General features: G+C 72.8%; 22 protein-coding genes and 1 rRNA gene. 2 read left to right on the top strand and 21 right to left on the bottom strand.

Annotated features, from left to right (window positions below):
- Positions 1-140: 140 nt before the first annotated feature.
- The 21 genes from BS75_RS30065 to BS75_RS29955 all read right to left on the bottom strand — a co-directional run bounded on the left by BS75_RS30065 (position 141) and on the right by BS75_RS29955 (position 23,474).
- Positions 141-1,659: ribosomal RNA gene (locus tag BS75_RS30065) — 16S ribosomal RNA — on the bottom strand.
- A gap of 520 nt (positions 1,660-2,179) precedes the next feature.
- Positions 2,180-2,788, bottom strand: a complete 609-nt coding sequence (amaP, locus tag BS75_RS30060) for an alkaline shock response membrane anchor protein AmaP (RefSeq protein WP_034090512.1) — start codon at positions 2,786-2,788, stop codon at positions 2,180-2,182.
- 58 nt (positions 2,789-2,846) lie between these two features.
- A complete protein-coding gene (locus tag BS75_RS30055; protein ID WP_034090511.1) occupies positions 2,847-3,467 on the bottom strand; it encodes a DUF6286 domain-containing protein in 621 nt (206 codons plus the stop codon).
- Positions 3,464-3,829: an Asp23/Gls24 family envelope stress response protein gene (locus BS75_RS30050; protein WP_042436635.1), complete on the bottom strand. Its 366-nt coding sequence runs from the start codon at positions 3,827-3,829 to the stop codon at positions 3,464-3,466. The genes BS75_RS30055 and BS75_RS30050 overlap by 4 nt, the downstream gene beginning before the upstream one ends.
- Entirely contained in the window at positions 3,826-4,014 is a 189-nt protein-coding gene (locus BS75_RS30045) for a hypothetical protein (RefSeq protein WP_034090510.1), read from the bottom strand. The genes BS75_RS30050 and BS75_RS30045 overlap by 4 nt, the downstream gene beginning before the upstream one ends.
- Positions 4,011-4,466, bottom strand: coding sequence for an Asp23/Gls24 family envelope stress response protein (locus BS75_RS30040; protein WP_034090509.1), 456 nt, complete (start codon positions 4,464-4,466; stop codon positions 4,011-4,013). Before BS75_RS30040 ends, BS75_RS30045 begins: the two co-directional genes overlap by 4 nt.
- Before the next feature lie 179 nt (positions 4,467-4,645).
- Positions 4,646-5,404, bottom strand: a complete 759-nt coding sequence (locus tag BS75_RS30035) for an enoyl-CoA hydratase/isomerase family protein (protein WP_034094040.1) — start codon at positions 5,402-5,404, stop codon at positions 4,646-4,648.
- Positions 5,405-5,630: 226 nt separating this feature from the next.
- A complete protein-coding gene (locus BS75_RS30030) occupies positions 5,631-5,864 on the bottom strand; it encodes a helix-turn-helix domain-containing protein (RefSeq protein WP_034094039.1) in 234 nt (77 codons plus the stop codon).
- Positions 5,865-6,217: 353 nt separating this feature from the next.
- Positions 6,218-7,816 (bottom strand): ABC-F family ATP-binding cassette domain-containing protein, encoded by a 1,599-nt coding sequence (locus tag BS75_RS30025; protein WP_034090508.1) that lies wholly within the window; start codon positions 7,814-7,816, stop codon positions 6,218-6,220.
- Positions 7,817-7,870: 54 nt separating this feature from the next.
- Positions 7,871-8,590, bottom strand: coding sequence for an outer membrane protein assembly factor BamB family protein (locus tag BS75_RS44930; protein ID WP_052069787.1), 720 nt, complete (start codon positions 8,588-8,590; stop codon positions 7,871-7,873).
- A gap of 118 nt (positions 8,591-8,708) precedes the next feature.
- Positions 8,709-9,041 (bottom strand): YnfA family protein, encoded by a 333-nt coding sequence (locus BS75_RS30015; protein WP_034090507.1) that lies wholly within the window; start codon positions 9,039-9,041, stop codon positions 8,709-8,711.
- 1,433 nt (positions 9,042-10,474) lie between these two features.
- Complete coding sequence (locus BS75_RS52305; protein ID WP_042436628.1) at positions 10,475-11,638, bottom strand: GNAT family N-acetyltransferase; 1,164 nt, start codon at positions 11,636-11,638, stop codon at positions 10,475-10,477.
- Positions 11,635-12,402 carry a Wzz/FepE/Etk N-terminal domain-containing protein gene (locus tag BS75_RS29995; RefSeq protein ID WP_052069786.1) on the bottom strand — a complete coding sequence of 256 codons (768 nt, stop codon included), beginning with the start codon at positions 12,400-12,402 and terminating at the stop codon, positions 11,635-11,637. The genes BS75_RS52305 and BS75_RS29995 overlap by 4 nt, the downstream gene beginning before the upstream one ends.
- Entirely contained in the window at positions 12,389-13,543 is a 1,155-nt protein-coding gene (locus BS75_RS29990; RefSeq protein ID WP_034090504.1) for a glycosyltransferase, read from the bottom strand. Before BS75_RS29990 ends, BS75_RS29995 begins: the two co-directional genes overlap by 14 nt.
- Entirely contained in the window at positions 13,540-14,325 is a 786-nt protein-coding gene (locus tag BS75_RS29985) for a polysaccharide deacetylase family protein (RefSeq protein WP_152645593.1), read from the bottom strand. Before BS75_RS29985 ends, BS75_RS29990 begins: the two co-directional genes overlap by 4 nt.
- On the bottom strand, positions 14,322-15,944 hold the full coding sequence (locus tag BS75_RS29980; RefSeq protein ID WP_042436626.1) for a lipid II flippase MurJ: 1,623 nt from the start codon (positions 15,942-15,944) through the stop codon (positions 14,322-14,324). The genes BS75_RS29985 and BS75_RS29980 overlap by 4 nt, the downstream gene beginning before the upstream one ends.
- On the bottom strand, positions 15,941-17,239 hold the full coding sequence (locus BS75_RS43525; protein WP_231607927.1) for an O-antigen ligase family protein: 1,299 nt from the start codon (positions 17,237-17,239) through the stop codon (positions 15,941-15,943). The genes BS75_RS29980 and BS75_RS43525 overlap by 4 nt, the downstream gene beginning before the upstream one ends.
- A gap of 4 nt (positions 17,240-17,243) precedes the next feature.
- A complete protein-coding gene (locus tag BS75_RS29970) occupies positions 17,244-18,590 on the bottom strand; it encodes an exopolysaccharide biosynthesis polyprenyl glycosylphosphotransferase (protein WP_052069785.1) in 1,347 nt (448 codons plus the stop codon).
- 390 nt (positions 18,591-18,980) lie between these two features.
- Complete coding sequence (locus BS75_RS29965; RefSeq protein WP_231607926.1) at positions 18,981-20,126, bottom strand: glycosyltransferase; 1,146 nt, start codon at positions 20,124-20,126, stop codon at positions 18,981-18,983.
- 144 nt (positions 20,127-20,270) lie between these two features.
- Entirely contained in the window at positions 20,271-22,853 is a 2,583-nt protein-coding gene (locus BS75_RS29960) for an MFS transporter (protein WP_034090502.1), read from the bottom strand.
- A gap of 180 nt (positions 22,854-23,033) precedes the next feature.
- A complete protein-coding gene (locus BS75_RS29955; RefSeq protein ID WP_034090501.1) occupies positions 23,034-23,474 on the bottom strand; it encodes an SRPBCC family protein in 441 nt (146 codons plus the stop codon).
- Positions 23,475-23,643: 169 nt separating this feature from the next.
- Here BS75_RS29955 and BS75_RS29950 point away from each other — a divergent pair, with 169 nt between their 5' ends.
- Positions 23,644-24,660 carry an acetamidase/formamidase family protein gene (locus tag BS75_RS29950; RefSeq protein ID WP_034090500.1) on the top strand — a complete coding sequence of 339 codons (1,017 nt, stop codon included), beginning with the start codon at positions 23,644-23,646 and terminating at the stop codon, positions 24,658-24,660.
- A gap of 7 nt (positions 24,661-24,667) precedes the next feature.
- A complete protein-coding gene (locus tag BS75_RS29945) occupies positions 24,668-25,507 on the top strand; it encodes a class I SAM-dependent methyltransferase (RefSeq protein WP_034090499.1) in 840 nt (279 codons plus the stop codon).
- Positions 25,508-25,546: the final 39 nt, after the last annotated feature.

Genomic DNA, 25,546 nt, shown 5'->3' with positions numbered 1-25,546 from the left:
TTCCACGCCGAAGCAGTACTCGTGTCCATGACGATGATCGCGCCGAATAGTCAACGTTCCACCCATGAGCGAACCAGCACCGGACAGTCGCCGGTGTACTGGCCCTCTGCCCGACCGAAGCCGGGAGAAGAGCTCCTTAGAAAGGAGGTGATCCAGCCGCACCTTCCGGTACGGCTACCTTGTTACGACTTCGTCCCAATCGCTGGTCCCACCTTCGACAGCTCCTTCCCTTGCGGGTTAGGCCACCGGCTTCGGGTGTTACCGACTTTCGTGACGTGACGGGCGGTGTGTACAAGGCCCGGGAACGTATTCACCGCAGCAATGCTGATCTGCGATTACTAGCAACTCCGACTTCATGGGGTCGAGTTGCAGACCCCAATCCGAACTGAGACCGGCTTTTTGAGATTCGCTCCACCTCGCGGTATCGCAGCTCATTGTACCGGCCATTGTAGCACGTGTGCAGCCCAAGACATAAGGGGCATGATGATTTGACGTCGTCCCCACCTTCCTCCGAGTTGACCCCGGCAGTCTCCTGTGAGTCCCCGACATTACTCGCTGGCAACACAGAACGAGGGTTGCGCTCGTTGCGGGACTTAACCCAACATCTCACGACACGAGCTGACGACAACCATGCACCACCTGTATACCGACCACAAGGGGGCGACCATCTCTGGCCGTTTCCGGTATATGTCAAGCCTTGGTAAGGTTCTTCGCGTTGCGTCGAATTAAGCCACATGCTCCGCTGCTTGTGCGGGCCCCCGTCAATTCCTTTGAGTTTTAGCCTTGCGGCCGTACTCCCCAGGCGGGGAACTTAATGCGTTAGCTGCGGCGCGGACCACGTGGAATGTGACCCACACCTAGTTCCCAACGTTTACGGCGTGGACTACCAGGGTATCTAATCCTGTTCGCTCCCCACGCTTTCGCTCCTCAGCGTCAGTAATGGCCCAGAGATCCGCCTTCGCCACCGGTGTTCCTCCTGATATCTGCGCATTTCACCGCTACACCAGGAATTCCGATCTCCCCTACCACACTCTAGCCTGCCCGTATCGAATGCAGACCCGGAGTTAAGCCCCGGGCTTTCACATCCGACGTGACAAGCCGCCTACGAGCTCTTTACGCCCAATAATTCCGGACAACGCTCGCACCCTACGTATTACCGCGGCTGCTGGCACGTAGTTAGCCGGTGCTTCTTCTGCAGGTACCGTCACTTGCGCTTCTTCCCTGCTGAAAGAGGTTTACAACCCGAAGGCCGTCATCCCTCACGCGGCGTCGCTGCATCAGGCTTTCGCCCATTGTGCAATATTCCCCACTGCTGCCTCCCGTAGGAGTCTGGGCCGTGTCTCAGTCCCAGTGTGGCCGGTCGCCCTCTCAGGCCGGCTACCCGTCGTCGCCTTGGTAGGCCATTACCCCACCAACAAGCTGATAGGCCGCGGGCTCATCCTGCATCGCCGGAGCTTTCCACGCACACCCCATGCGGGGATGCGTCGTATCCGGTATTAGACCTCGTTTCCAAGGCTTGTCCCAGAATGCAGGGCAGATTGCCCACGTGTTACTCACCCGTTCGCCACTGATCCACCCCGAAGGGCTTCACCGTTCGACTTGCATGTGTTAAGCACGCCGCCAGCGTTCGTCCTGAGCCAGGATCAAACTCTCCGTGAATGTTCTCGGGATATCCCGATCACACTCGCGTTGAGCGGCACAGCGACCGGCGGAATAGCCGATCCCGTGCACTGCGTCCTCGCTAGTGTTTACTACAGTTTTTCCCAAAGGAACCTCGACCGTCCACATGATGTGGCCGGACGGGGTATCAACATTTGGCGTTGACTTTTGGCACGCTGTTGAGTTCTCAAGGAACGGACGCTTTCTTCAAGACCCTTTCACCGGTCTCTCCGAGCGCTTCGTTCGTTCTTCGTTGTTTAGCTTAGCAGACCGTTTCACCAGTCTGTTTCGCCAGTTCTTGCTCCGTCTTCCCGCGCCGTTTCCGGCCCGTTCCGACGAGTGAAACTCTAGCGGTTTCTCGTCAGTGACGCGAATTCCGCGCAATTCCCGGAAAAGCGCACGACAAAGAAGACCGTGCAGGATGTTCAGGGGATTGGTCGCCACCACAGCTCTGCAGGGCAACTCGAAGGACACTACGCGTCCTGACCAGGAGAGTCAAACCGGGGTCGGCTCCCCTGCTTCACTCCACCCGCTGCGCCGGTCCACGGTCCGCGCGGATGCGGACCTCTGCCGGTAGTTCGGTCAGGCCCGTGGCGAGCCGGATATGGGCGAGCGGTCCGTCGCTCAGCGCGCGAAGTACCGGATCCGGTGCGGTGCCCGGAGTGAGGGTGAGGGACACCCGGGCGCGGGCACGCCGACGGTGGCCCTGGACCCGGACTCGGGCCCGGGCCACACCCGGGAGTTCTTCCGCCTCGCCGGCGACGGCCGCCGCGAGCGCGCCGCTGCGGACCAGGGTCCGCGAGCGCGGTCCCCGGTCCGGCACCGGCACCGGCAGATCGCCGGCCGTGCCCCGGTGGAGCTGGCCGATCAGCCACCACAGCGACAGCAGGGTGAGCACTGCGAGTCCGGCGAAGGCCGTCGGCCACCACCAACCGTGGTTTCGCCACTGGTCGCGCTGCGCAGCCGTCAGTACCGCGTGGTGGGGCTGCATCACCGACCAGTGGGCCGGCAGGCCCAGATGCCAGCGCCGGTTCAGGTTCAGCCCGCCGATCAGCAGCAGTCCTCCGCCGCCCAGCAGCACCAGGCCGACGAGGCCGAGCAGCACGCGGTTCACCGCAGTACGGGTCATGTCGGCCCCTGCTTCCTTCTCCTGGCCCACGCGGCGTCCACGCCGCATCCGCGCGCGCTCATGACTTGCTGCTCCGTACCTTCACCTTGACGACCGGCGGGCGGACCAGGCCCATCCGGTCGCGTTCTGCGGACAGATGCCGCGTCAGCTCCTCGGCTGCCTGCTCATGGGCCCCGAAGCCGACGACAGCCCTGATCACGGCCCGGCGGCGTCCCACCTTGACCCTGGCGCCCTTGACGCCGTTGACCTCCAGGGTGGCCCTGTGCAGCAGGGCGCCGGCTGCGCTGCGCTCCAGTACCGCCCGGACGCCGCTGGTACCGACCCCGGTCATCGGGAGCACGCCGCGCCGACCGGGGGTGAGCGCGAGCAGCAGCAGCCACAGGCCGAGGACGAGGCCGACGGCCGAGCCGGCGATCACCCAGTGGTTGTTCAGGCTGTGGTCGGCCAAGGCGTCGGTGATCCGGGTCCGCCAGTGGTGGGCGGTGTGCCCGGTGTGGATGTAGACCTCTTCGTAGAGCAGCGCACCGCCGGCACCGGTCAGCACGAGAGCGGTCAGCGCGGCGGCGTTGCGCCGGGTCGACCAGGGACGGCGGGGCCGGAGCGGGCCGGGACCGACCTCGGCGGCCTCCGTCGGCAGAGCGGGCAAGGGAGCGGGCCCGGGAGCGGGGGCGGTGGTCACCGGAGCTCGGCCTCCGTCGCCGGGGGCACCAGGCGTTCGACCACCAGCGACACCCGGGGCTGTTCCACTCCGGCGAGGTGTTCGAGCCGGTGGACGACGCGCCGATGGACCTCTCCGGTGAGGTCGGCGATGTCCACCGGGTAGGGCAGGTCGAGTCCGAGCCGGACACTGACGCCGTGGCGTCCGTGGCCGGCCTTGGCGCGCGGCGGGGTGAGCCGTTCGGGTTCCGCCGTGTACGCGTTCAGGGCCTCGGCAGCGGCCTGGCCCGCGATGCGGGACAGCACCCGGTCGGCGATCCGGGTGCTGCCGCGTTCTTCGGGGGCGTGCAGGGGGACGGTGTCGGGGGCCGGGCCGAACGTCATCCGCGCTTCCGGTCCCGGGTCCTGAGCAGGTCCCCGAATTCCAGATCGCCCTCCAGCAGGAGGCCGACGACGAAGCCGACCGCGCCGAGCGCGGCGACCAGCAGAAAGGCGGCGAAGCCGCCGAAGTAGCCCGCGAATCCGAGGGCCATGCCGACGGCGATGCCGATGACGGGCAGCAGGCTCACTGAACCCTGCTCTCGGTGGGCTCGTCCTCGTCCTGCTCGTCCGGGAGGTGGACGTCGTTGACGGCGATGTTGACCTCGACCACCTGGAGGCCGGTGGCGCGCTCGACCGCCTCGATGACGTGGGAGCGCACGGCCGAGGCGAGCCTCCGGATCGGAACGCCGTATTCGACGATCAGGTCGATGTCGAGCGCCGCCTGCTTCTCGCCGACCTCGGCCTTCACGCCCCTGCTGACGTTGGGCTTGCCGCCCGGGACCCGCTCGCGCACCGCGCCGAAGCCCCGGGAGCCGCTGCCGAGGGCGTGGATGCCGTCGATCTCGCGCGCGGCCATGCCGGCGATCTTCTCGACCACGCCGACTGCGATGGTGGTTCGCCCCCGCTCACCGTGCGGCGAGACATTGACGGTGTCCCCGGAGTCGGTCTTGGGCGGGGCCGGCTTGGCGATCTCGGTCATCAGGACTCCCTCGTCGGGCGTACCGGAACCGGTGCGACGAATCTGCACCAATCCGGACATGTCACCGCAACCCTAGGAGCACCCTGCAGGGGCTCACACGATGGACATGCCGAACGGGTGAAGATTCGTCACCACGGCCGACCGAGCCGTGCTCGTCGTGCCGGCCGACCGCCCGCCGACTACTCGCCGATTCCGGCCAGGTCCCGCAGTCGGCGCAGCTGGGCGGCGCGCTCGGCGGCGCGCTGCTCGTCGTAGTCGCGGGTGGTCGCGCCCTGGAGCAGCGCCTTGGTCTCCACCAGGGCGTCGCGGGGCGCGGCCAGCAGCGCGGCGCCGAGGTCGGCGGCGGCGGCGTCCAGCTCGGCCGGCGGGACCGCGAGGTTGGCCAGGCCGATCCGGACCGCCTCGTCGGCCTGCACCCAGCGTCCGGTGCCGCAGATCTCCAGGGCGCGGGCCGGGCCGACCAGGTCGACCAGCGGCTTGGTGCCGGCCAGGTCGGGGACCAGGCCGAGCACGGTCTCGCGCATCGCGAACTGGGCGTCGGTGGCGCAGACCCGCAGGTCGCAGGCGAGCGCGAGCTGGAAGCCGGCGCCGACGGCGTGGCCCTGGACGGCGGCGACGGTGACCAGGTCGGGGCGGCGCCACCAGGTGAAGGCCTCCTGGTAGCCGCTGATGACCGCGTCGCCGTCGGCGCCCCGGGCGAGGTCGGCGAGGGGGCGCTCCCCGGGGATGCCCTCGGGGGTGAACGCGGCCCGGTCGAGACCGGCCGAGAAGGAGACGCCCTCGGCGCGGAGCAGTACCAGCCGGACGCTGCCGGGCAGCGAGCGGCCGATGGCAGCGAGGGCCCGCCAGAGCGCGGGCGACTGGGAGTTGCGCCGCTCGGGACGGCAGAGGGTCACCGTGGCGACGGTCGGCGCTTCGCTGTCGAGTTCGAGCCGCACCCCTGCCTGCTCCCATTCGGCGGGGGCGGCGCCAGGGCCGGACTGCGTGGTGTGGAGCGGGCTGGACACAGGGGCCTCCGGCAGCTGGGGAACGAAGCTACTGAAGAGTAATACCTGCGCCGGGCCCGTGACACGACGATCGGCGGTCGGGTGGGAGGCCGTAGGACCGGTCACTCCCCCAAACCGCCGAAGCGCCAGGGCCAATCTGTTGGGACCTGACGTGAGGTCAGGACCCGGCTGCCGTGGCAGCCTTGGACTTACCGCGCGTGGCGCCGCCGCGACCGCGAAGGGAAACTCCGGACTCGCTGAGCATGCGGTGGACGAAGCCGTAGGAACGGCCCGTCTCCTCCGCGAGCGCCCGGATGCTCGCACCGGAGTCGTACTTCTTCTTGAGCTCGGTCGCGAGCTTGTCCCGTGCGGCACCAGTCACCCGGCTGCCCTTTTTCAGAGTCTCGGCCACCCGTGCCTCCTCGTAGCAAGTGCTCTGTCGGAATCCCATGATCACCCATGGGGCGCTCCCTGGCCACCCATTCTGCAAGGTCAATACTCGGAAATTACCGGGGAAGGGGCGTTCCCGCGCGTGCGATCAGCGCTCGGCAGCGGGTTGCGCGCCCCCCGTGAGATGCCTGCTGCTGAAGTGAAAATGCTGATCAGCAAGGGTGAATGGCTAATACACAGGATTGTCCGGAGGACAGGAAAACTCCTGCGGGCGTCGATCTGGCAGTCCATCGACCGATATGAACTCTTCTGGTCCAGATGCATGATCTCCCGGCCAGTCGAGGACCGGGAGACCACTGCGGCGGGGTGTTCGGGTCAGGCCAGCGAGACCAGGTCCGCGTAGCCCTCGCTCCACAGGTCCTCGACGCCGTCCGGCAGCAGGATGATCCGCTCCGGCTCCAGCGCGTGGACCGCGCCCTCGTCGTGGGTGACCAGCACCACCGCGCCGGTGAAGGAGCGCAGCGCGCCGAGGATCTCCTCGCGGCTGGCCGGGTCCAGGTTGTTGGTGGGCTCGTCGAGCAGCAGCACATTGGCGCTGGAGACGACCAGGGTGGCCAGGGCCAGACGGGTCTTCTCGCCGCCGGAGAGCACCCCGGCCGGCTTGTCCACGTCGTCGCCGGTGAACAGGAAGGAGCCGAGGATCTTGCGGACCGCGACCAGGTCCATGTCCGGCGCGGCCGAACGCATGTTCTCCAGGATCGTCCGGTCGTTGTCCAGGGTCTCGTGCTCCTGGGCGTAGTAGCCGATCTTCAGGCCGTGGCCGGGCTGGATCTCGCCGGTGTCCGGCTTCTCCACGCCCGCGAGCATCCGCAGCAGCGTGGTCTTGCCGGCGCCGTTCAGGCCCAGGACGACGACCTTGGAGCCCTTGTCGATGGCCAGGTCGACGTCGGTGAAGATCTCCAGCGAGCCGTAGGACTTCGACAGGCCGGAGGCCATCAGCGGCGTCTTGCCGCAGGGCGCCGGGTCCGGGAAGCGCAGCTTGGCGACGCGGTCGGTCTGGCGAACCGCCTCCAGCCCGGAGAGCAGCTTCTCGGCGCGCCGGGCCATGTTCTGCGCGGCCACGGTCTTGGTCGCCTTCGCACGCATCTTGTCGGCCTGCGAGTTCAGCTGCGAAGCCTTCTTCTCGGCATTGGAGCGCTCACGCTTTCGGCGCTTCTCGTCGGCTTCACGCTGCTGCTGGTAAAGCTTCCACCCCATGTTGTAGACATCGATGCAGGTCCGGTTGGCATCCAGGTAGAACACCTTGTTCACAACGGTCTCGACCAGCTCGATGTCGTGGGAGATCACGATGAATCCGCCGCGATAGGTCTTGAGATAGTCGCGCAACCAGATGATCGAGTCGGCGTCCAGGTGGTTGGTCGGCTCGTCGAGCAGCAGGGTGTCGGAGTCGGAGAAGAGAATGCGCGCCAGTTCCACCCGGCGGCGCTGACCGCCGGACAGGGTGTGCAGCGGCTGCGCGAGGATCCGGTCCGGCAGGCCCAGGCTGGCGGCGATGGTCGCGGCCTCGGCCTCGGCCGCGTAGCCGCCCTTGGTGAGGAACTCGGTCTCCAGCCGGGAGTACTTCTTCATCGCGTCGTCGCGGGTCTGGCCCTTGCCGTTGGCCATCCGGTCCTCGGCCTGGCGCATCTTGCGCAGCACCGAGTCCAGCTCGCGGGCGGACAGGATCCGGTCGCTGGCCAGGACGTCGAGGTCACCGGTGCGCGGGTCCTGCGGGAGGTAGCCGACCTGGCCGCTGCGGGTGACCGTGCCGGCGGCGGGGACGCCCTCGCCCGCCAGCACCTTGGTCAGGGTGGTCTTGCCCGCGCCGTTCCGCCCGACCAGGCCGATGCGGTCCCCGGGGGCGACCCGGAAGGTCGCGGACTCGATCAGGATTCGGGCGCCGGCGCGCAGTTCGAGGGCGTTGGCGGCGATCATGGTGAAGTCACTCCCGGTCGGGCACTGGCGCGGGCCGTCGACACCGGGCCCAGCTCAAGATGCCCAGTCTACCGGGGGCAGGCCGGTTAGACGGTCGAGCAGCAGCGGGCGGAGCAGCGGGGGCTCGGCCACGCCCACCGTCCCGGGCCCCCCGGGCACCGGATCGGCGAACCGGCCGGTCGCCCGCTGCCAGCGCCGGCCCTCGCCGTCGAAGGCCTCAACGGTGCTGTGGACAGCGCAGGGACGGGCCGCCACCACCAGACCGCCGGTCACCAGCACCCGGCCGGGGGCGTAGCCGCAGCCCGGCGGCGGCAGGCTGTCGGTGCGGATGGCCCCATCGGATGTGGTGTACGTCACCACCAGCTCCGGGGTGAGCACCAGCAGCGCCGCGCCGTCCTCCAGCGGCACCAGCCTGACCCCGCCCCCGACTCCGGGGACGAAGCGGTGCCAGCGGACGGCGGGCTGGTCCGGGCGCATCGCGGTGAGCATCCCGTCGTCCCAGACCGCGACGGTGGTGCCGGCCGCGGCGACCAGCCGCAGCGGGAACCGGCCGGGACGGCGGTAGGACCAGGCCAACCGGCCGCTGCGGCGGTCGTAGGCCAGCACCGAGTGGTCGCCGCCGCGCCGCAGGGCGTCCGCGGAGACCGAGTGCGCCGAGCGGGAGACCAGGTCGTCGCCGAAGGGGGTGGGGCGGTGCTCCCGGGCGGCGGCCCCACCGACCGCGACGGCCAGGAGCAGGACCAGGCCGAGGGGGCCGAGGCGGGCGGGACGCATGGTCCGACGGTAGGCGTTGCCGAGGGGTCTGCCCCGCTTTGCCGGGAAAGCCGCCGACGGCGCGGCGCGGCGCGACCCGCCGAGGGGCGGCTCGGGCCCGGCCCGGCTCAGCCGTGGCTCAGGCCCGGGGCTGGCAGATGATCAGCGCGGTACCGACCAGGCAGATGCCCGCCCCGGTCAGGTCCCAGACGGTCGGCCGGAACCCGTCCAGCGCCATCCCCCAGGCGAGCGAACCGGCCACGAAGACGCCCCCGTAGGCGGCGAGCACCCGGCCGAAGGAGGCGTCCGGCTGGAGCGCGGCGACGAAGCCGTACGCCCCCAGCGCCAGCACGCCCGCGACGGCGTACTGCCAGCCGCGGTGCTCCTTGACGCTCTGCCACACCAGCCAGCATCCGCCGATCTCGGCCAGACCGGCCAGCAGGAACAACAAAGTGGATCTTAGGACGGTCACCTCGTCAGCTTAGAGCCCACCCGATCGAGTTCATCGAGGTGAGGGCCGGTCAGGTGTGTCCCCCGGGCTTGAGCGCCACCGACGCCTACCGTGGAGTACGGGTCACCGACAAATCGGGGCGGCACGGACGATGGAGGGCTGATGCGGCGTTGGCGGGTGGTGCTGACCGGGCTGACCGCGCTGTGCTCCGGCCTCGCCCTGGCCGGGCTGACCGGCATGGTGCCGCCGCAGGAGGCCGCCGGCCAGGACGGCAGCGTGGACGACACCGCGATGCCGCTGCACGACGTGCCCTTCGGCCTGTTCCTCGGCTCGGACGAGTCGGACAGTGCGGAGCAGCAGGTGTCGCAGTGGCTGAACGGCGCTCAGGTCCAGGTCGGCCACACCTATCTGCCCGGGAACAACTGGGACGACATCGACGGCGACCCGACCCGCCTCGGCGGCTGGGCCGCCTGGCGGACGGCGACTCCGGACCGGTTGATCGTCATCGGGGTGCCGATGCTCCCGGACAACGAGGGCAATGTGGACGACGACGACGTCCGGTCGCAGCTGCGGCAGGGCGCGGCCGGTGACTTCGACAGCCACTTCACCACCCTGTCCCGGCGGCTGGTGGCCCTGGGCCTGTCGGACGCGGTGCTCACCGTGGGCTGGGAGATGAACGGCACCACCTACACCAGCCGCTGCGGTCCCGACCCGGACAGCTGGAAGGCGTACTGGCGACGCATCGTCACCGCGATGCGCGCGGTCCCCGGCCAGCACCTGCGCTTCGAGTTCGCGCCGACCCGGGGCGCGGACGCCCACCCCTGGCCGGACTGCTACCCGGGTGACGACGTCACCGACGTGATCGGCATGGACAGCTACGACATGGCGGCCGACGACCCGGACCGGACCGCCGACTTCGACTCCTACGTCCACGAGCCCTACGGGCTGCTGGCGCAGGTGCGGTTCGCCAAGCAGCACGACAAGCCGGTGTCCTACCCGGAGTGGGGCATGTACAACCGGGGCGACGACCCCGGGTACGTCCAGCGGATGCTGGAGTGGATGGGCACCCACGACACCCTCTACCAGACCGTCACCGACTACTGCCCGCACGGCGTCTGGGGCTGCACCGACAACCCGCGTGCCAGCCGGGTGTTCCGCCGGGTGCTGGGCGGCCAGCCCGCGATCACGCCCGCGCCGACGCCGACGCCCACCCCGAGCCCGACCCCGAGCCCGACCCCGACGCGGACGCCCACCCCGACGCCCGTCCCGACCGCGACGCCCGCGCCGTCCCGGACCGCGACGCCGACCCCGGTCGGCAGCACCGGCCGCCAGCCGAGCCGGACCCCGATCGGCAGCACCGCGCCGAGCCCCCGGCCGCGCCGCCGGCCGGGGCCGGCGCCCCAGGGCCCGCGCCCTCGGACGCGGAGCGCCGGGGCCGGTGAGGGCCGCGCGCCTCAGGCGCGGAGCGTGCGCAGCCGGGCGCGGACGGAGACCAGCCAGGGCGCGCTGGTCCGCAGTCGGCGGAGCACCGACCGGCGCAGCCGGGCCGCGCCCGCGTACAGGGCGACGGCCGGGCCGCCGCCGAGCAGCAGCCGCTGGTTGCGGGCCTGCTCGGGCCGCCAGCGCTGCTTGTAGGGCTCGTCCCCGCGCAGCAGGCTGAGCTCGCCGCGACCGGTCCCGGCCGCGTGCGCCAGGCTCTCGCGGAAGAGCATCCCGGCGATGTCGAGCTGCTCCCGGACGTCCGGGTGCACCCCGTAGAAGTAGATCGCCGCCAGGTCCGGGCCCTGCAGGGTCAGGTCGCTGGCGATCAGCCGGCCGTCCAGCCGGTACTCGCGGACACCGGCCCGGTCGGCCAGCGACATCCGTCCGGCCGCCCGGCTCAGGTGCTGGGCGAAGCGTTCGCGCAGGTGCTCGGGGGTGGCCCCGCGCCCGCGCCACTGCAGCTCGTGCAGCACCATCAGCTCGCCGATCGCCCCGGGGACCTCGGCCGAGGGCACCAGCCGGGTCTCGACCCCGGCGGCGGCGAGCTTCCGCAGTTTGACCCGGGTGCGCTGGGCGGTCCGTCCCGGCAGCCGGGTGAGCAGTTCCTCCACCGGAACGCCGGGCAGGTGCTGGCAGACCGAGTCGGGCAGGGTCCGCGCCGCGCCGCGCCAGTGGTCGGCGAGCCGGACGGCGGCGGCGTCCTGGCGCAGTTCGCGCAGGTCGAGCACGGACCAGGGGCGGGCCAGGCCCAGTTCCCGGTCCAGCGCCCGGGCCAGGAAGGCGGCGGCCTCGTCCGCGTGCCGGTCGTCGACCAGCACGTCGAGGAAGTCGGTCAGCCCGGCCCCGACCGGCACCAGCACCGGCAGCAGCCGGTGCCGGAGCATCAGCGGCGCGACGGCGACCAACCGGCCGTCCCGACGCACCGTCACCAGCCGCAGCCGACCGGGCCGGCCGTACGACTGCCACCAGGAGGAGAGCCAGGCGTGGCTCTGGAAGGGAGTGGCCGGGGCACAGCGGTCGAGCAGGTCGTCCCACTCCCCCGCGAGTCCGTCGAAGGCGGCGGGGTCACGGAGGACCTCGGCCTCCCAGCACGGAGCGGTCCGCAGCGGAGCGGCAGGGCTCGGCGCGGACGTCATCGGCCGGCCTTGGCCTCGTCCCGCCCGGCCAACGGACGCGGCTGCGGCAGGTCGGCGCCGACGGCCGGCCCGGCAGCCGGCTCGGCGGCGGGCTCGGTGGCCTCGGCGGCGGGCTCGGTGGCGGGCGTGGGCCCGGGCGCGGGCCGGGCGCCCTGCAGGGACGTCCCGCCGCCGAGGTCACGGCGGCGGACCAGCAGGCCGAGCCCGCCGATCAGTACGCCCGCCGCGCCGCCCACGGCGACGTCCAGGGACCGGGTCGGGGTGCTGGGGGCGTCCGGGGTCGCGGCGGCGGCGAAGGAGAGCAGCTTCACGCCGGTCTGCCTGGTGGTCGCATTGCCGAAGTCGACCAGGGAGCGGGCGACCGCATTGGCCTCGCGGGCGGACAGTCGGGCCCCGGGGGCGGTGCCGCTGATCTGGATCATGGGGGCGTCCGGCGAGGTCAGCGCCTCGATCCGGGCCGCCAGGGCGGTCACCGGGACCCCGGTGTCGGCCGAGGCGGACTGGAGCACCTCCGGCTGGGCGATGATCCGGCCGTAGGCCTGGGCGAAGTTGACCGCCGCCGTACTGTCGGCCCCGCCCTGCGGGACCACCATCACATAGGCGTTGGCCTGGTAGGCGGCCGGGGCCACCAGTGCGTAACCGGCGCCGCCGAGGGTTCCCAGCGGGACCGCCGCCAGCAGCGGCCACCAGCGGCGGAGCAGCCGGCTCCGCCGACCGGCGGCGTCGTGACCGGCGGCGGTCGTGGGGCGGTCAGCGTCGAGCATGGTTCTCCTCCGGAGCGGACAGGGGTGGGACCGGCCGTCGGCCGGTCTGCCGGTAGAGCTCGGCGACCCCGAGGGCCAGCCGGGCGGTGTCGTAGTGCCGGACCGCCTCCGGCTGGGCCAGGACCCGGGCGGCGGACCGGCCGGTCCGCAGCGCCTCCAACTCGGCCGCGTAGTAGCCGGGCTGGGCGATGGTCAGCCGGGCGCCGGGGGCGGCCCCGGCAGGCAGTTCGGCCAGCGCCGGGCCCGAGGACCAGCGCACCGGCAGCCCGGCGGCCAGCGCTTCCAGCAGCGAGAGGCCGAAGGTCTCCCCGGTGGAGGGCGCGGCCAGCACGTCCATCGCGGTGAGCAGTTCCGGGACGTCGGCCCGTTCGCCGGTGAGGACGACCCGGTCGGCCAGCCCGGCCGCGCGGGCCTGCCACTCCAGTTCGGCCCGGGCGCTGCCGTCGCCGACCAGCAGCAGCCAGGCCGGGCCCATCTGCCCGAGCGCGTCGATCAGCACGTCGAACCGCTTTCCGGGCACCAGCCGACCGACCCCGCCGACCACGAAGGCGTCCTGCGGCAGGCCCAGTTCGGCCCGGACCGCCTGCCGGGTCGCGGCGCGGACCGGCGCGGGCTGCTGGTAGCGCCGCACCTCGACGCCGTTCGGGATCACCCGTACCCGGTGCGCCGGGACGCCCCAGTCGACGAGCCGGTCGGCCACCGCCTGCGAGACCGCGACCGTGCAGCGCCCCAGCCGCTCGGTCGCCAGGTACAGCGCCCGGATGCCCGGGGTGATCGGACGGCCCTCGATCACGTCGTCGAGCAGCGAGTGCTCGGTGGCGACCACCGCCCGCACCCCGGCCAGCCTGGCGGCGATCCGGCCGTAGACACAGGCCCGGTAGAGGTGGCAGTGGACCAGGTCGTAGCGGCCCCGGCGGATCAGTCGCACCAGGGCCGGCAGTGCGGCCAGGTCGCGGTTGCCGCGCATCCCCAGCTCCGCCACCCGCACCCCGTCGGCGCGCAGCCCGGCCGCGACCGCGCCCGGATTGGTCAGCGCTACCACGTCGCAGTCGTACTCCGGCGGCAGGTGCCGGAGCAGCAGCCGGAGCTGCTGCTCCGCGCCGCCGGCGTCCAGGCCGGTGATGATGTGGAGGACCTTCACGCGGTGCCCCGCCGGTGGCTGCGGCGCAGTCCGCGCGCCAGGTGCCGGACCCGCTTGGCGCGGAGCCGCCAGCCGCCGTCGCGCTCGCCGACGTAGCAGCGGGGCAGGGCCCAGCGGCCGGTGAGGGCGCTGTGCTCGATGGCCGCGCCGTGGGTGTAGCCGCTCTCCCGCACCGCCTCCGCCGCCTGGGCGTCCAGCGCGCCGTAGGGGTAGCAGAAGCCGGTGACCGGGCGGCCGATCAGCGACTCCAGCACCTCGCGGCTGCGCAGCGTCTCCTGCAGCAGCTCGCGTCGGCAGAGCCCCTGGAGCGGGCGGTGGTTGAGGCCGTGCGAGCCGATCTCGACGCCGCACCGGTCCAGCCGGCGGATCTGGTCGGCCGTCATCAGCTGCTTGCGCGGGGCCTCGGCGTCCCAGCTGTTGTGTCCGCCCAGGCGGCCGGCCACCACGTAGGCGGTGGCGGTGAAGCCGTGGAGCTCCAGCACCGGCAGCACCTGCTCGGGGAAGTCGGCGTAGCCGTCGTCGAAGGTCAGGCCGACCAGCCCGGCGGACCGGCCCCGGGCGTGGGCGCGCAGCAGTTCGGTCACGCCGACGCCGCGCAGGCCCTGCTCGTGCAGCCAGGACATCTGCCGGGCGAAGCGCTGCGGACTGACCGTCAGCTGGTAGGGGTCCTCCCGGTCGGAGTCCACCGAGTGGTACATCAGCGTCCAGGGCGTGGGGTGCGACAGGACGTCGGGCGCGAAGCGCTGCCCGTGCTGTTCCAGATGGAGCTGTTCCGCGCTCATGGGCCGGCCTCTCCGTCGACCGCCGGCCGCCAGGGCCGGACTTTCAGCATTGCCAGGACGGCCGCGAAGGCGACGAGTCCGGCCGGCGCCCCCAGCAGGACGGCCGGCAGCGGCTCGGAACCGGCCACGGCCGCCGCGAGGGCCGCCGCCGCGGTCGCGGCGACGGCTGCGGTCAGCAGCCTGGTCTGCGCGAACAGCACGGTGTGGACCCGGACCGGGACGCCCCGGGCGCGGAGCGCGCGGAGCAGCAGGGCCGCGGTGAGGCTGATCCCGGCGGCGTTGGCCGCCGCCAGCCCGAGCGCGCCGAAGCGGTGCGCCGTCGCCGCGCCGACCACGGCGGTGACCAGCAGGCCGAGGGCCATCGAGGCGATCGGGTACCAGTCGCTGCGCTCGGACCCGGCCGAGCCGGCCCGGCCGCGGGTGACCGCCGGCCGGACCGAGAAGTACGGCCGGATCAGCGTCCCGACCATGGCCTGGCCGAGCAGCCCCAGGCTGTAGACCCGCATCGCGGCGGCCGTCGCGGCGGTGTCGGCGGCGGTGAACTCACCGCGCTGGAACAGCAGTCGAACGATGTCCGGGGCGCAGGCGATGAGGATCGCGGTCCCGGCCAGGACGACCGCGCCGACCAGTTCCAGGTCCTGTTCGACCCGGCGGCGGGCGGTGGCGGTGTCCCCGGCCGCGAGCGCCCGGGCGACCAGCGGGAAGGTGACGGTGCAGACCATCAGCCCGAGGGTCATCGCCATCTGGGCGATCTTCTCGGCGTAGTTGAGGTGCGAGATGGTGCCGGGGGCCAGCGAGGAGGCCAGGTAGCGCTCGACGAAGACCTGTGCCTGCCGGGTCAGGGTGAACAGCGCGACCGGCAGCAGCGCGAGCGGGCTGAAGCCCAGCGCGGTCAGCGCCGGCCTGCCCTGACGGCTGGTCAGCCGACTGCAGTGGCGCGAGAACAGCGGCAGCAGCAGGGCGGTCATCAGGGTGCTGCCGAACGCCACCCCGGCGGCGGCGGCGGTGACCCCGAGGCTGGCGTGCAGCAGCAGCATCACCAGCAGGATGCCGCTGTTGTAGACGATGTAGACGGCGCCGGGCCCGGTGAACCGGTGGTGGGCGCGGAGTCCGGCGCTGAGGTAGCCGGTCAGGCCGAAGGGCAGGATGGTGAGCGCGGTCAGCCGGGTGCAGACCACGGCCAGCGAGGCGTCGGGCAGGCCGGGCGCGAGCAGCTCCACCAGCAGCGGGGCACCGAGCGCGGTGGCGGCGGAGAGCACCGCGAGCAGCAGCGCCAGCGGCGGCAGGGTCGCCGCCACCAGGGCCCGGACCGGGTCCGGCTCCTGGCGCTGCGGGTCGCGGCCGGCGTCGGCGGCCAGTGCCTGGCTGAACGCGGGGACCATCAGGAACGCCATCGCGTCCTCGATCAGCAGCGGCGCGGCGGTCTCCGGGACGGTCCAGGAGACCAGGAAGGCGTCGGTGCCCTGGTCCGCGCCGTAGAAGCGGGCCAGCAGCAGGTCGCGGACCAGGCCGAGCAGTGAGCCGCCGGCGCTGAGCAGCGCGGTGATGCCGAAGGCCCGGGCCAGGAAGGAGCGCGCCGGGCGCGGCGTCTCGGTGGGCCGTGGTGCCGTGAGCGTCACGCCAGGCTCCGGGCGGCCGACCCGAGGACGAAGGAGACCAGGACGGTGGTCGGCCCGCCGATGTCCGCGTAGAGGAAGTCGACGCACTGCCAGACCAGCAGGCCGAGCAGGGCCGCCTCCAGGCCGCCGCGCCCGGCCGCCGCGCGCCGTCCGGCGGCGGTGAGCAGGCCGAACAGCAGGGCGGCGAAGGCGGTGAGGCCGATCAGCCCCTGCTCGCTGAGGACCAGCAGGTACATGTTGTGCGGGGAGAGCAGCGGCTCGCGGCTGAAGGCGGCGCCGGCGCCGGCGGTGTCGCTGCCGGAGGAGAGCCGGAGCGGCGCGTGGGCGTCCCGGAACTGCGGGAACTCCTTGGGCCCGACGCCGGTCGCCGGGTGCTGCCGCCAGATGGCGGCGGCGGTCGCCCAGAGGTCGTAGCGGTCGCTGACCGAGTGGTCGGGGGCGGAGCCCGCCACCGTGGCGATGGAGCCGAGCCTGGTCGCGACGCTGTCCCCGCCCAGGCCGAAGCCGCCGACCAGGACCACGGCGGCAGCCAGCGCCAGCACGGCGGTGCGCAGCGCCAGCCGGGCGTCGGTGAGCACCAGCGCCACGGCGACGGCGCAGCCGGTGGCGATCCAGCTGCCCCGGCTGAAGGAGAGCGCCAGCGGCGCCAGCAGCAGCGCGGCGGTCAGGCCGAGGGCGACGGCCTCGCAGGTGCGCCGCTCGGCGCGGGCCTGGAGCGCCAGTCCGAGGGCGGCCACGAGTCCGTAGCTGACCACGGCGGACATCGCCATGATGTCCTGGGCGCCGAAGGTCCCGACCGCGCGGGCGCTGCCGCCGGCGTAGGAGGCCCCGGTACCGGTGGCGAACTGCTCGACGCCGACCGCGCCCTCGATCACGGCGGCGACGACCAGCGCCCCGAGCAGCAGCCGCAGGTCCCGGCGTTCGCGCAGGGCCAGCAGCACGGCGAGCGGGACCAGCACGAAGACCTGGACGAAGCGGACGAAGCCGGAGAGGCTCACCGCGGGGTCCTGCGAGGCCACGGTGGCGACGGCGACGGCCAGCAGCACGCCGCCGAAGAGCACCACCGCGGCGGCCGGCAGCCTGGCCGTCCGGGCGCGCAGCGCGCACAGCCCCACCAGCGCGACCGAGGCCACGTCGGCCGGGGTGACGTGGACGGCGGCGGTGACGTCCCTGTCGCCGCCGGTGGGCAGGCAGACCAGCAGCACGGTGGCGGCGGCGAGCAGGGCGGGCAGCCGGTCGGGCCGCCGGACCTCGCGGACCGCGCGGCGCGGGAGGGGAATGCTCAGCAGGGTCACCGGGTCAGCTCCCACCGGGGCGGAGGACCGAGGCTGCGGTCCGCAGCAGGATCTTGACGTCCTGCCAGAGGCTCCAGCTCTCGATGTAGTAGTTGTCGAAGCGGGTCCGGTCCTCGATCGAGGTGTCCCCGCGCAGCCCGTGGACCTGGGCGAAGCCGGTGATGCCGACGGGTACCCGGTGCCGGTCCCGGTACTGGGGGTAGGACTGGGCGAACCGGGCCACGAAGTAGGGCCGCTCGGGCCGCGGCCCGACCAGGCTCATCTCGCCGCGGAGCACGTTCCACAGCTGCGGCAGCTCGTCCAGCGAGGTCCGGCGGAGGAACCGGCCGGTGGCGCCGAGCCGGTGGTCCTGGGAGATGTTCCAGCGGGTCGCCGCCTCGTGCTCGTCGGCGGGCCGCATGGTGCGGAACTTGAGGACGGTGAAGCTGCGGCCGTCCAGGCCGACCCGCTCCTGGCGGAAGATGACCCCGGCGCCGCCGTCGATCCTGACCGCGAGGGCGCAGCCCAGCAGCAGCGGCGAGACCAGCAGCAGGCCGGCGGCGGCGAGCGCGGCGTCGACCGAGCGCTTGGCGATCCAGGTGGGGCGGTCCATGGCCGAGGGGCTGAGCCGCAGGCAGGGGAAGCCCCAGAGGTGGTCCCCGGCGGCGGCCCGGCGGTTGCCGTACTCGAAGGCCCCGAACTCCGGGACGCCGGGCACGAACCAGACCTCGCAGCCGCGCCGGGTGGCGGTGCGGACGGTCTCCCCGGCGGTGGCGTCGTCGCTGCCGCCGGAGGTGACGATGACGTCGGTGACGTCCTGGCCGGCGATCTCCAGGTCGAGCATCTCGGGGCCGCCGAGGATCGGCACCTGGGGCGCGGCGGACTGCTGCTCCTCCGCCGTCCCGGCCGTGGTGCGGGAGTCGATGACGCCGACCGGCCGCAGCCCGTACTCGGGGTGGGCCAGCAGCGCCGCCCCGATCTGCCGGCCGATCGGTCCGGCGCCGGCGATCAGTACCGGCCGGGGGCTGAGCCGCCGGCGCCGGCGGACCACCGTGTAGACGGCGCCGCGCCCGAGCACGTCCAGGCCCAACTGGCAGCCGAGCAGCAGCAGCATCCGGCGGCCGTCCTCGGGGACCGCGGAGGGCCACAGCCCGTGCAGGCAGCGGTCCAGGGTGAGCGCGAAGGCGGCGGCGACGGCGGCCCGGCCGCAGAGTGCCGGGAACTCGTCCAGGACCGAGGGGCTGAGCCGGAGCCGGTAGAGGCCGCCCGCCGAGTTGAGCAGGACCAGCAGCGGGAACAGGCCGCAGGCCGCCCAGAGGGTGGCGAGCGGGTCGCCCGCCCCGACGGCGGCCATGGCGACGGCGGCCAGCACGGCCAACCCGTCGACCAGCAGCAGGGCGGCCGGGACGCCGCCGCCGGTCCTGGCCGGGCGGCCGCCGCTGCGCGGACGGGCGGCAGGGCGGGGGCTGCGGCGGGGGGCGGGGACTGGACGGCCGGACGGGTGAGGGCGAGCAGTCCGTGCCCGGTGGTGGTGGGCATCAGCCCCGCGCGCGGCAGTTCCTCATTGTCGACGGTGGTCATCCGCGCACGTACTCCCCTGCTTGTGTCCGTGGCTTCGAAGGCCGCCCGATGCTGCACACCGACTGGAGTCGGGTCGGCCGCCGCACGGGCCGGGCTCAGCTCGGTGAGAAAGAATTGAGCGGACAAATCAGACATTACAGACCCATGCTCGGTGAGATCCCGCAGACCTGCTGAAAACACGCTAATGACTAGTAGTCATATCTTTTGACTCAAATCGCATCTGACGCTCGGTCAGCACATCGGCGTAGATCTGCGCGACCCGTGCCAACGTGGTCCGGACGTCGTGCCGGGAGATCACCCCGGCGGCGGCCCTGGCGCCGTCCCTGCGGCAGCCCTCGCGGTCGGAGAGCCGGGCCACCAGTGCGTCGCGCAGCGCCAGGTGGTCGTCCACCGGCAGCGGCAGCGGCCAGCCCTCGCTCGAAGGCAGGCACTCCCGGGCCCCGGCCACATCGGTCATCAGCACCGGGCGGGCGCAGGCCATCGCCTCCAGCGGGACCAGGGCCATCCCCTCCCAACGGGAGGGGAGCACCACCAGGTCGGAGGCCGCGTACCAGTCGCGCGGGTCCTCGGTGCGCCCGGCGAACAGGACGCTGTCCGGCTCGGGCAGACCGGCCGCCAACTGTTCCAGCACCGCCCGCTCCGGGCCCTCGCCGACCACGGCCAGCCGGGCCCCCGGCACCCGGGACGGCACTCCGGCCCAGGCCCGGAGCAGCACGTCCTGGCCCTTCTGCCGGCAGAGCCGGGCCACGCAGACCGCCCAGGGGCCGTCGTCGTCCAGGTCGAGCAGGACCCGGGCCTGCTCCTGCCCCGGCAGCCGGGAGGCGTCGAAGCGGTCCAGGTCCAGGCCGTTGGGCGCCAGCGCCCAACGGGCGCGCAGCCCGGCCGCCGTGCCCTCCCCGCGCTCCTGCGCGCTGACGCAGAGCACCCGGTCGGTCCAGCGCAGCGCCGTCCGCTCCCAGCAGCGCGCGGCCACGGCGGTCGCGCCGGTGACCGCGGCGAAGGACCAGGCGTGCGGCTGGAAGACCGTGGGCCGGCGGCCGCGGACCGCCAGCCGACCCGCCAACCCGGCCTTGGAGCTGTGCAGATGGACCAGGTGCGGGTCGGTCGCGGCGACGATCCGGCGCAGCGTGCCGACCTCACGGGCCAGTCCGGTGACCGGGGTGCGGACGGCGGCCCAGGTGTGCACCTCGGCCCCGGCCGCCCGGGCGGTGGCGGCGAGCCTCCCCTCGGGCAGGCAGGCAAGCACCACCCGGTGCCCGTCCGCGATCTGGCCCCGCACCAGGTCGGCCACGACCTGGGCGACACCGCCGTCGGCCGGTTGGGACACATGAAGGATCGTCAGAGACACGACGATCAACCTAGGTCGCCGCGCCCGGGGGACGCGCCTCCACTCACTCTCACGGCGGACAAGGTCCACTCATGCGAGCGATCTTGCGTGACCGGCGCGGGCGCACCCATACCTGACGGTCAGTCAGCCCTCCAGCCGGTGCGAGAGGTGGAGGTCGCGCTCGGTGTGGCCGTCCTCGATCCGCAGCGCGGTCGCCACCGGCGGGTAGCCGCTGGCCATCACCGTGTACTCGCCGGGTTCCAGGTCGGTGAAGCGGAAGGTGCCGTCCGCCCCGGTGGTCACCGCGGCGACGACGGTGCCGGACGAGTCCAGCAGGGTCACCCGGGCCTCGGCGACCGGGTGACCGCCGAGGGTCCGGACCGTGCCGCGCAGGGTACCGCTGCCGGTCATGGCGACGTCCTGCCTGGTCTCGCCGCTGGCCCCGACCTCGACCGCGAGCGCCGCCGGACGGTAGGCGCGGGCGCTGACGGCGAGGGTGTAGCGGCCGGAGACCAGGTCGCGGAAGCGGTACTCGCCGTCCGCGTCGGCGTGGGCGGTGGCGACCACCTCGCCGCGGGAGTCGGTCAGCGTCACCGCCGCGTCGGCGACCGGCGCGCCCTCGGCGCTGCGGACCGCGCCGCTCAGCCGTCCGGTGCCGCCGAGCACCACGTCCAGCTCGACCGGGCGGTTGCCCACGGTGACCGTGACCGCCTGCGGCTGGTGCCCGGGGGCGGCGGCGATCAGCACGTAGTTGCCGCCGCGGGGCGCGGCCAGGGCCCAGAGCCCCCGGGCGTCACTGCCGGCCCGGGCCACCTGGCGGCCCTCCATGTCGATCAGGGTCAGCACCGCCCGCGGCACCGGGGCCCGGTCCGGCTCCAGCACCGCACCGCCGACCGGGACGCCGGTGGTCTGCCCGGCGCCGGGCTGCCCGCCGGGCTGCCCGCCGGTCCGGGCGGCACCGGCATGGGCCGTCGGGCCCGGGGCGGGCTCGGGTGCGGGGGCCTGCGCGGCCGGCTGGGCGGGGACCGCCGCGTCGGCGATCTCCACCGTCAGCCGGGTGGTGGTCTCGGCGCCGGTCAGGGTGCCGGGCTCGGGGACGGCATGGGTGGCCAACGGTTTCTCCTTGAGCAGGAAGGCGAGCAGGAAGCCCAGGGCCAGCAGCGGCGCCAGGTAGAGGAACACCCGCGGCAGGGCCGCCGCGAAGGAGTCCGTGTAGTCCAGCCGCAGCCGCGCGGGCAGTGCGTGGACCAGCTGCGGGGTGATCGAGTCGGTCGGCGGCAGCCCGGCCGCGCCGTGCGGCAGCCGCTGGGCGAGCTGGTGCGCCAGCCGGTTGTTGAAGAGCGTCCCGACCACCGCCGCGCCGACCGAACCACCGATCTGCCGCAGGTAGTTGTTGGCGGAGGTGGCCGCCCCCAGGTCACGCGGGGAGACCGAGTTCTGCACCGCCAGCACCAGCACCGGCAGCGCCAGGCCGACCCCCAGACCGAGCACCGCCATGGCGACGGCCTGCTGGGCGAAGGAGCTGTGCGCGCCCAGCAGGCCGAGCAGCACCATGCCGGCCGTGGACAGCGCGCCGCCGACGATCGGGAACACCTTGTAGCGCCCGGTCCGGCTGATCAGCTGACCGGAGCCGATCGAGGCGACCACGACGCCGCCCATCATCGGCAGCATCCGCAGCCCGGAGCCGGTGGCGCTGGCGCCGTTCACCATCTGCATGAAGCTCGGCAGGTAGCTGGCCGCGCCGAAGAGCGCCACCCCGACCACGACGCCGATCCCGCCGGAGACGTTGAAGACGCTGTCCCGGAACAGGTGCAGCGGGATCACCGGCTCCGCCACCCGCCACTCCACCAGCAGGAACAGCAGCAGCGCCGCGACCGCGCCGCCGAACAGCCCGAGGATCACTGGCGAGCCCCAGGCGTACTGGCCGCCGCCCCAACTGGAGGCCAGCACCAGGCAGGTGCCGACCGCCGCGAGCAGCAGCGCGCCGGCCACGTCCAGCCGGGGCCGAGCGGCCCCCTCGGCCCGCGGCGCCTTCGGCAGCCGCAGCGCGAAGCCGATCACCAGCAACGCGACCACGCCCAGCGGCAGGTTGACGTAGAAGCACCAGCGCCAACCGGGGCCGTCGGTGAGCCAGCCGCCGAGCAGCGGCCCGGCCACCGAGGCCACTCCGAACACGGCGCTGATCAGGCCCATGTAGCGACCGCGCTGCCGGGGCGCGACGATGTCGCCGATGATCGCCTGGACGCCGATCATCAACCCGCCGCCGCCGATGCCCTGGAGCGCGCGGAAGGCGATCAGCTGGTCCATGTCGTGGGAGCGGCCGGCCAGCGCCGAGCCGGCCAGGAAGACCACGATGGCGAAGAGGAACACCGGCTTGCGGCCGACCAGGTCGCCCAGCTTGCCGTAGACCGGCAGTCCGACGGTGGCGGCCAGCAGGTAGGCGGTGACCACCCAGGACATGTGGTTCAGGCCGTCGAGGTCGCCGACGATCCGCGGCAGGGCGGTGGCGACGATGGTCTGGTCGAGCGCCGCGAGCAGCAGCGCCATCATCAACCCGGAGAACACCAGCCAGGTCTGACCCCGGGTCAGTTCCGGTCTGCCGGTCCCGGGTCTGCTCGGTTCGGGTCTGCTGGGGTCGGGTCTGCTGGGGTCGGGTCTGGTCGGGTCTGCTCGCTGCTGCGCCGGGGCCGTTCGGGCCGTCTCGATCACGGACATGGACCGGATCATTGCAGCGGGCACACATCGGGCTCGAACCGGTCATACGGTCGCACCGCGGCCCGTCCCGGGCCCGCGGCACCGTGGTGACCAGCAACGACGTAACGCCAAGTCGACATAGCGGTACAACCGCAGCCGACAGTGGACACCGAGATTCACCCGTGCGGGCGAGGGCCCGCACGGGGAGCCGCCTCAGCCCAGCGCCGAGGCCAGCCGGTTGAGGGTCTCGTCGTGCAGCCGGTTCAGGCCCTTGGGCGCGAACTTCCGCTCGAAGAAGCCGCCGATGCCGCTCGCGCCGTTCCAGGCCGCCTCGACCACGACCTTGGCCCGGCCCTCACCGGCCGGGGTCACCGTCCAGGTGATCACCATGGTGGAGTTGGCGTCCTTCTCCACCAGCTGGCCCGGGGTCGGCTCGGTGACCGTGAAGACGCACTCCCGCACCCGCTTCTCGGTCGCCTGCAGCCGCCAGGCCACCACCGTGCCGGCGCCCTTGCCGCCCTCGCGCACCTGGTACTCGCTGTACTGCACCGGCTGGATGGTCGGACGAGTGCTCTCGTAGTCGGCCAGCGCGTCGAAGACCTGCTCCGGCGATGCCTCCAGCACTCGCTCGGTGACCGCGTAGACCTGACCCATGGTTCGTACTCCTCCTGCTCGACCTGCGCTCCTGCGTACGCCTCAGCCAACCACTGGCCCGGCCGGGTTCCAAACCGGAGCCCGGCCGCGCCCTCTTCCGCAGCACGGGACCGGCCGCCTAACGTGAGCGCCGCGCGACTCCTGTCCCACCCCTCGATACGGAGCACTCGTGAACGACCCCCGCGTCCTCAAGGTACGACCCACCGCCGACACCTACGCCTGGACCTTCGGCGGATCCGCGCCGATCGCGCGGATCGCCCCCGGCACCGTGCTCGACCTGTTCACCGAGGACTGCTTCGCCGGACGGGTCACCTCGGAGAAGACCCTGGTCTCCGAGGTCTGCACCTTCCCCTTCCTCAACCCGCAGACCGGTCCCTTCTATGTGGACGGCGCCGAGCCGGGCGACACCCTCGCGGTCCACTTCGTCTCGATCGAGCCGGCCCGGGACTGGGCCGCGTCCACCACCGTGCCGCTGTTCGGCGCGCTCACCTCCACCCACGCCACCGCGAGCCTGCAGCCGCCGCTGCCGGAGACGGTGTGGATCTGGCAGCTCGACCGGGAGCGCCGGACCTGTCTGTTCACCGGGCGGGACAGCCCGATCCGGGCCGAGCTGCCGATGGACCCGATGCACGGCACGGTCGGGGTCGCCCCGGCCAACCTGGAGGTGCGCTCGGCGCTGGTGCCGGACGCCCACGGCGGCAACCTGGACACCCCGGAGATGCGCACCGGCGCCACCTGCTACCTCGGCGTCAACGTGGCCGGCGGGCTGGTCAGCCTCGGCGACGGGCACGCCCGCCAGGGCGAGGGCGAGACCTGCGGGGTGGCGGTGGAGTGCGCCATGAACACGGTGGTGGTCGTGGAGCTGCTGAAGGGCGTGGCCACCCCCTGGCCCCGGCTGGAGTCCGACACCCACCTGATCTCCACCGGCTCCGCCCGGCCGCTGGAGGACGCCTTCCGGATCGCCCAACTCGACCTGGTCCAGTGGCTGGTGCGGGACTACGGCTTCTCCGCCATGGACGCCTACCAGTTCCTCTCGCAGGCGGTGGAGTCCCCGCTCGCCAATGTCTGCGACACCAACTACACCGCCGTCGCCAAGGTCCGCAAGGACTGGCTGCCGGCCCCGGTGGCCCCGGTCCACGGCGGCCTGCACGACCACCTGAGGGAGTTCGCCGCCACCCTGCGATGATCGCCCCATGACGACCACCTGGGATGCGAGCACCTTCGACGCCTTCGAGCGGCGCGGCTGGACCGGACTGGACGCGGCCTACGCCGACGGCTTCGCGCGAATGACCGCGCACACCGTCGCCCCGCTGCTGGACGCCGCCGGCGTCGGCGCCGGGAGCCGAGTGCTGGACGTCGGCACCGGCCCCGGCACGGTCGCCGCCGCCGCGCTCGCCCGCGGCGCCCGGGTGACGGCGGTGGACGCCTCGCCGGGCATGGCCGCCCGTGCGGCGGCGGCCTGCCCCGGCGCCGAGGTGCTCACCGCCGTGCTGCCCGAACTCCCGCTCCCCGACGCCGCCTTCGACGCGGTGGTGGGCAACTTCGTGATCAACCACCTGGGCGACCCGGAGGCCGGGCTGGCCGAGCTGCGCCGGGTGCTGCGCCCCGGCGGACGGCTGGCGCTCACCTGCTGGGAGAGCAGCGACATGCGGGCCACCGCGGTCTTCGGCGAGTCGGTCGAGGCGGCCGGGGTCCCCGTTCCCGAGGACCTGCCCGCGCGCGGGCCGTTCCTGGCCGGGTTCGCCGACCGGGCCCCGGCCTTCGCCGAACTGCTGGACCGGGCCGGGCTGGTGGACACCGGCGCCCGGCGCGTCAAGTGGACCCACCGGGTCGATCCGGACGCCTGGTGGGCCTCGGTGGTGGGCGGCACCCCGATCACCGGCTCGCTGGTCGCCCGGCTGGCCCCGGCGGACGCCGCCAGGATCAAGCGCCACTACGACCTCGCGGTGGCGCACTACGCGGAGCCGGGGAGTACTACGGTGGCGCTCCCCGCCGTCGCCGTCCTCGCGGCCGGAACGCGGCCGAACACATGACCGACCAGGTGACAGGGACAGGCCATGACAGTGACAGCG

Source organism: Streptacidiphilus albus JL83 (assembly GCF_000744705.1).
GTDB lineage: Bacteria > Actinomycetota > Actinomycetes > Streptomycetales > Streptomycetaceae > Streptacidiphilus > Streptacidiphilus albus.
The sequence above is the reverse complement of the archived record's forward strand: the minus strand, read 5'-3'. Positions and strand labels throughout refer to the sequence as shown.